This window comes from Rhodopirellula sp. JB055 (assembly GCF_043100905.1).
Lineage (GTDB): Bacteria > Planctomycetota > Planctomycetia > Pirellulales > Pirellulaceae > Rhodopirellula.
In genome coordinates, this window is sequence record NZ_JBICHO010000607.1 from 1 (window position 1) to 6,612 (window position 6,612).

Genomic DNA, 6,612 nt, shown 5'->3' on the forward strand with positions numbered 1-6,612 from the left:
GGCCGACGCTTTCGGGATTTGACAAGTTCTACGGCTTCCTGGGAGGAGAAACCAACCAGTGGGCGCCTGCGATCTACGACGGCATCACCCCGGTGGACAATCCTGCCAAGGGCGATCCTGACTATCACTTCATGAACGACATGACGACGCAAGCCATCAATTGGATTCGTGCCCAACAGTCGCTCACACCGGACAAGCCGTTCTTCACCTACTTTGTGCCAGGTGCAACGCATGCTCCACACCATGTTCCCAAATCGTTCATCAAAAAGCACGAAGGCAAATTTGACGCTGGCTGGGATGTCATTCGGAAACAGATTTTCGACAACCAAAAACGATTGGGAGTGATTCCGAAAAACGCAGTTCTGGCTGACAAACCTGAAGACATCAAAGACTGGGACGATCTTTCCCCGAAAGAGCAAAAGCTGTTTTCGCGACAAGCAGAGGTGTTCGCGGCTTATCTGGACATGGCGGACTTTGAGATCGGCCGACTCGTCGACGCGATTGACGAACTGGGTGAACTCGATAACACCATGATTGTCTTCATTGCCGGCGACAACGGCACCAGTGCCGAAGGCGGCATGAACGGCATGTACAACGAGATGACGTACTTCAATGGCGTCGAGGAAACCGTCGATGACATGCTTGAGCACTACGCCGATTGGGGCAGTGCCAGCACCTATCCTCACATGGCGGCCGGATGGGCCGTGTGCTTTGATTCGCCTTTCACCTGGACTAAACAAGTCGCGTCCAATTATGGCGGAACACGCCAAGGAACCGTGATCCATTGGCCGGCAGGGATCAAAGCGAAGAACGGCTTGCGCCAGCAATGGCATCATGTGATCGACATCGCACCCACGGTCTTGGAAGCCGCCGGTTTGCCCCAACCGCGAATCGTCAACGGCGTCGGCCAGCGTCCGATGGAGGGCGTCAGCATGCTTTACTCCTTCGATGATGCCCAAGCCGCTGACCGGCACTTGGTGCAGTACTTCGAGATCATGGGAAACCGTGGTGTCTACTACGATGGTTGGTACGCCGGCACAGTCCACATGTATCCTTGGGCTCCACCACGGAACAAACTTCAAGACGATGTTTGGGAGCTGTATCATGTGGCGGAAGATTTCAGCATGGCGAACAACCTCGCAGCCAAGCACCCAGAAAAGCTGAAAGAGCTGCAGGAAGTGTTTTTGTCCGAAGCGGTCAAATACAAGGTTTTGCCGATCGACGATCGACGCCAACTTCGACTCAACGCCAAACTGGCCGGACGTCCGACACTGATGGGCGACCGAACTTCGTTAACCGTTTATGAAGGTTTGGGCTTCCTGCCAGAAAACGATTTCATCGACACCAAAAACCGCTCCTTTGAAATCGTTGCGGAGATCGAAACGCAGGGGAAAGAAACGAACGGGGTGATCGTCAGCCAGGGCGGGCGATTCGGTGGATGGAGCTTGTACTTGAAAGAAGGTAAGCCTGTTTACACGTACAACTACCTCGGATTGGAAAGCTACTCGGTGACCTCAAAGGATGTTTTGCCTGCCGGCAAATCAACGCTCCAACTCGCCTTCGCGTATGACGGCGAGTCGGCCGACGGCCCGCCGAAACTCGGTGCGGGAGGCACGGCCACGTTGAAGGTCAACGGCCAACCGGTTGGCTCGACTAAAGTTGAAAAAACTCAGTTTGCGATTTGGTCGGCGGATGAAACCGCCAACGTCGGCCTCGATCGCGAGACCTCCGTTTCGCCTGACTACACCGAGGAGTCAAGCCGATTCACGGGCAAGATCGACAAGGTCACCTTGACCGTGAAGTAGCTGCTAAGCTCACGCCAGAAGGTGGCACAGACTTCCAGTCAGTGCTAGATCTCTGACGCGAACTCCATTGAACATCACGATTGACATTTCCATCGCCGACGCCTTTTCAAGCGGCGCACGTGGTTTCAAGCGGCGTACGTGGTTTCAAGCGGCGACAACGACATCGACTTCGCCAGTGTTCCGTTCCAAATCGCTCACCGATTTTCAGAGCCTGCTGAAACGACAGGGCGTCGAACGCGAATGGCCATCCTGACGTCCTTCTCCATTCGCGATTGCGGCGAATGATCGATGATCGATGGAAGCACGGAGGCGGCCAAGAAAACGCTTGGTCAGGAGGCATTTTCACGCGGCCCGTCCGGTAAGAGTCCCGAGCGCACGACTCGCGGAAAGGACGGATCGATCATTCGTTGAACCGACCAAAATAATGCGAGAACTCGACACGTGTCACGATGCGTAAACCGGGTTCCGACTCGTCCATCCAATGCGATTGTCAAAATGAACAATCCTTTCTTCACGCAACAACACGCGGTCTCGCTGGCGTGGCAGAATGAGCAAATCATTTCTGGCACGGACATGTCTTCATCGCGGGGAGAACGCACAAATGGTTGCGCAATCGGAGATTGCTTGGGTACCGGGGGAACGTGATTACAAAATCGGACTCTGCTCCGGCAAACTCGTTTGCCAAAACCCAAAAGGAAAAACGCTTGCGTCCCTGCCGAAATGGTTGAAAGAGTCCGACGCGGCTGAATCTCTCAAGGCGCTCGCGGAATGGTTAGACGAGCATCGAAGCGAATGCGTTCACACCGTTGAACGCTGGATGCTTCGGTCGCTGCCGGTCCCCTGCGAGGTGCTGCAAGAAGTTTGGGCGGACACGATCTGGCGGGAGAGTCTTGAAAACCTTGTGGTGGCACCGGTCGACGCCAAAGGGCAACCCAACTTTGAAAAAACTGGTCTGCTACGCGAAGTCGATTCAAAACGCGGGTTGGGTGTCATCGATCTGGATGGCGAGACTCAGTGGCACAAGTCAACCGGCGTGATGGTTCCCCATCCCATTCTGATCGCTGACCTCGCAGATCTTCGCGAACTCGCCAGTGACCTGGCAATCTCTCAAACCGTTGATCAACTCTATCGAAGCGTGAACCAACCCACGCCGGGACAAACGAGTTTGAAATCGATCAGCGACTACGCCGACGGAGTGTTTGAGCAACTGAACTATGCGTTGTCTCACTGTCGACGGCTGGGTTACCCCGTTCGTGGCGGCTACGCGACGTGCCGGGTTTGGGAAAACGAAACCATGACAGAAGCCCGCTATTTCGTCGGTGACGAATACCCTGAATCCGAAACCTACACGGGGCAATTGGTGTTCGTCGACGAAGGTGAAAAAGCGGTCAAGATCGGCGACCTCGGCGCAGTCACGTTCAGCGAAGGTGTTCGAATGGCGGCGGCAATTTACGCGAAACGAAAAGTGGAAGATTCACCGGAGGAATCAGCATGAGCCCAGCGAAAAAGAAATCCGGTCAATCCGCCAAAGCAGCCACGAAAACTTCGTCTAGAAAAGCAACCACGAAACCCAAAGCAGTCAAAAAGGCAACCCAAAAGAAGACCGCTCCGGCGTCAAGCACACCCCAGTCCAAGGCAGGGAAAAAGCCTGTCTCCAAGAAACCCGTTGCCAAACGCTCCGCAGAGCAAATCCGAACGGACGCGCGGCTAGCTGCCGGCGGAATGGTTCACGTCCAGTCAAAAGTCGACACGAACGCGACCGAAAAAGTTGTGGCGCGACGGTACACCGGCGAAGCTCTGGGCGACCAAGTTGTGGTGCGACTGAGTGCTGATCGCCTGGGCCCGGCAGAAGATCTGGCGATGGAATACTTGGGACTAAAACCTGACGGTGAAAGCAAGCCGATTGCGTTGCGAAGTCGCCAGGCAATGGGCTTCGCGAGCTGGGCTTTGATCACTCATCCGGAAAACGCCAAGGATGCCCTGGATCTGGTCAAACGCATCAAAGCAGCGGCGAGAAAAGCGAAGTCGAAGCCGGGACATGCGATGGATTCCTTCGTGGAAATGGCGAGTGAACTGAATCGTTCTGTCCGCCATTTTTTGCCCCCGTTTTGGGAAGAGGCTGCCCGCATTTACAAAGACCTTGGCAACACAACCTACGCCGGCCGCGCGATCGGCAAAGCGTTGGAAGCGGAGCGGGTTCATGCCTTAGATGTGGATCCACACCGACGCCGAGATGCCGTGCTGGAGTTCACGCTCAGCGGTTGTCTCTCCGGAAAAGCGTTGTCCGAATACACACGCGACCTCGCAAATCAGTTCGCTCCCGAGGAAGCCTTCGAAACGTTGATGGACCTGATGGTTCGGCGGACCCTGGGCGGAATGCCACCGATGGCAACCGCTGCAAAGGACCTGGCAAAATTCGCCAAGGCTGCAGGCAGAAACCCCGACGAGGAAGTCGACTCGTTTCTGCAGAACGTGATTTCGTCCCCAGCAATGTCACGAACTTCCATGCAATTTTGGAAATCAGTGAAAAAGAACGTTGCACGTCTGGTCGCTGCGGATGATGCGTTCGGTGTCTGGTTGCTGGTGCACACCGATCCTCAAGCTTCCTACCAAGGTAACAGTCCTGTGTGGGAATGGTTGAATTTATTAGACGATTGGAACGTGCTGCCTCTGCTCGGAAAGCCCGCTTCTGAATTGCCTGCCGGGGTCGAGATTCCCGGCGGCCGAGACGGTTGGATAGGACGACTCGCATCGGTTGAGACATCTCCCCAACCGCGACTGTTTGATTTGATTTCGCTCGCCGCAGATGCGATTCGAGACGAGGGCGTGCCGATCCCTCTCAATGGAAGAGGTTACTACGGTGGAGTGCTTGACGCAGACGCACTGGAATGGATGCTGGAACTGAAACTTCCCATCGGCCAATTCCATGACCACCGAGCGATCAGTTTCGAAGGATGGTTGCGAGCCGAGGTTGATCACGAACGCCGAAACTCGCAACTGACGCACCTGATTGCAGATGAGCGATTTGGCCCCAAGGTCTACTCCGCGTTTCCCGAACTGGTGACGTTCACCGGCAGCGTTCGTGAGCGGCGTAGTTATGGACGCACACTCGCGGCCCAACGCAGTTTCGAACAGGCGGCGGCGAATCACGACGCCGTGCGAGAACTTTGGTGGCGGTTCCTCGACAATCATTTGCAAAAACTCGAACAAGGCGGTTTGTACGACGCCGAGACCAGCTTGAACGTATTGGTCAGGTGCGCAGGATCCACCACAGGCGAACAATTCCCTGAACTAGAAAAGCGGCTCAAAAACATTGACATGGTCGCGGTTCTGCAACGAACTCTCGCCGCTGGCGTGCTCGATGAATTTGGTTGGCCAGCATTGGACGCCTTCGGTGACGAACAAGCACTCCCAGTGAATTCGCGACGCCACGTTGTTGTCGACACAAGCTTTCCCTTCGTCACGCTGCTGGTCAATGGCAAGGTTGAATCGATCGGTCCCACAGGCCGCCGAACACTGGGTGAGTTTCAACTCGGCAAGGATCAATACGTTCAAACAATCATTCCGGTCGGTGATGATGCAGTCATCGGTTTGCAGGACACCAGTGCAGGTTATCAAAACCAGATTGCATGGCTGAGTGAAGGTGGAAAGGGGCAGAAAACAGACCAATACTTCTATGGTTTGGATATCGAGATGCTTCTGCCGCATGATGGAGGAGTGTTTTACGGAAGCCGAGTTTTGAAATCCGGAGATCAGTCCCTTCCCTCCTCGCACCATTGGTTCTCGGATGGTGAGCGTTTTTGGACGCTGAAGAATCAGTATCAGGTGTGGAACGAATTCGACTCATCCGATGACACTCTCAACAAGCCAACGACGAACCTACAAGAGATCGATCCGATCACTGGCAAGCCCATTCGCGATAGCATTCCACCCTGGTTCGAAGATCAGGCACCTCATGGAGGCATGGTGAATTGGCAAATGTCACATTGGCTGCCCGCTCCTCCGGAAATCAAACAATCACCTCTTGGAGTGGCGAATGGAAAACTGGGGTTTCGTGTCGTTCAACGACGCGATCACCGCTATGCAAGTCGCGGCATCGACGGACGAGAAATTGTCTTGTCCAGCCCACCGGCAAAAGGAGGTGGCATCACGTTCGCAACGGCGATCATTGACAAGCCTGCGACCAACTCACATTGGTATGTTTCCAATGAAGAAGAATTGGTCGACGCAGATAGCGGGATGAAGATCGCCAATCTTTCCGGCAACGTCACACGGTATTGCGAGGGGCAACCCATGAAACTGCCCACGCTGTTCTATCACTATTATCAAGTTCGCTGCGCCGGAAGCTCCGCCAAACTTCGCAAGATCAGTCTGAAACAGGCCAAGCAACTCTTCGAAGCAGGTGCCATTGAACACGAAGCCCTGAAGATCAAGGCGGACCCTAAAAACCCCGATCCCAATCGCGAAGCCGGTTCCGCAGCAGTTCAAAAATTTCTCGCGAAAGCGCCACCGCGTTTGGTGAAGGGGATTGCTCGAATCTCACGCATTGCTGCGGTTGAGAAACTCTCGCTCGACAAGCTCATCAGCAAGGTGGATGGAACGGCCGATGATGCCAAACGAGCCAAGAAATTGGCCAGCACTCAAACGGCGGCCGACCCGCTGAATGATCAAGCTGTCAAAAACGGGTTGACGGAGTTGCCAATCCCGCTCGATTCCATCCAGGTCCCGACCAGTTCGTATGGCGCCCATCGGAATGCGTTGTCCCCTGAGCAATTGGTCGCGGCGACCAAATTTTTCGCGGGAGGTG

2 protein-coding genes and 1 pseudogene are annotated in these 6,612 nt (G+C 54.8%); all 3 read left to right on the top strand.

From position 1 onward, the window contains the following. On the top strand, positions 1-1,805 hold a 1,805-nt coding region (locus ACF8AM_RS23830), incomplete at its 5' end, for a sulfatase-like hydrolase/transferase (protein ID WP_392558050.1). A gap of 601 nt (positions 1,806-2,406) precedes the next feature. Then, positions 2,407-3,300: a DUF4132 domain-containing protein gene (locus tag ACF8AM_RS23835; RefSeq protein WP_392558051.1), complete on the top strand. Its 894-nt coding sequence runs from the start codon at positions 2,407-2,409 to the stop codon at positions 3,298-3,300. Then, positions 3,297-6,612, top strand: a pseudogene (locus ACF8AM_RS23840) (DNA-binding protein); the annotation flags it as partial. The gene ACF8AM_RS23835 and the pseudogene ACF8AM_RS23840, both read left to right, overlap by 4 nt.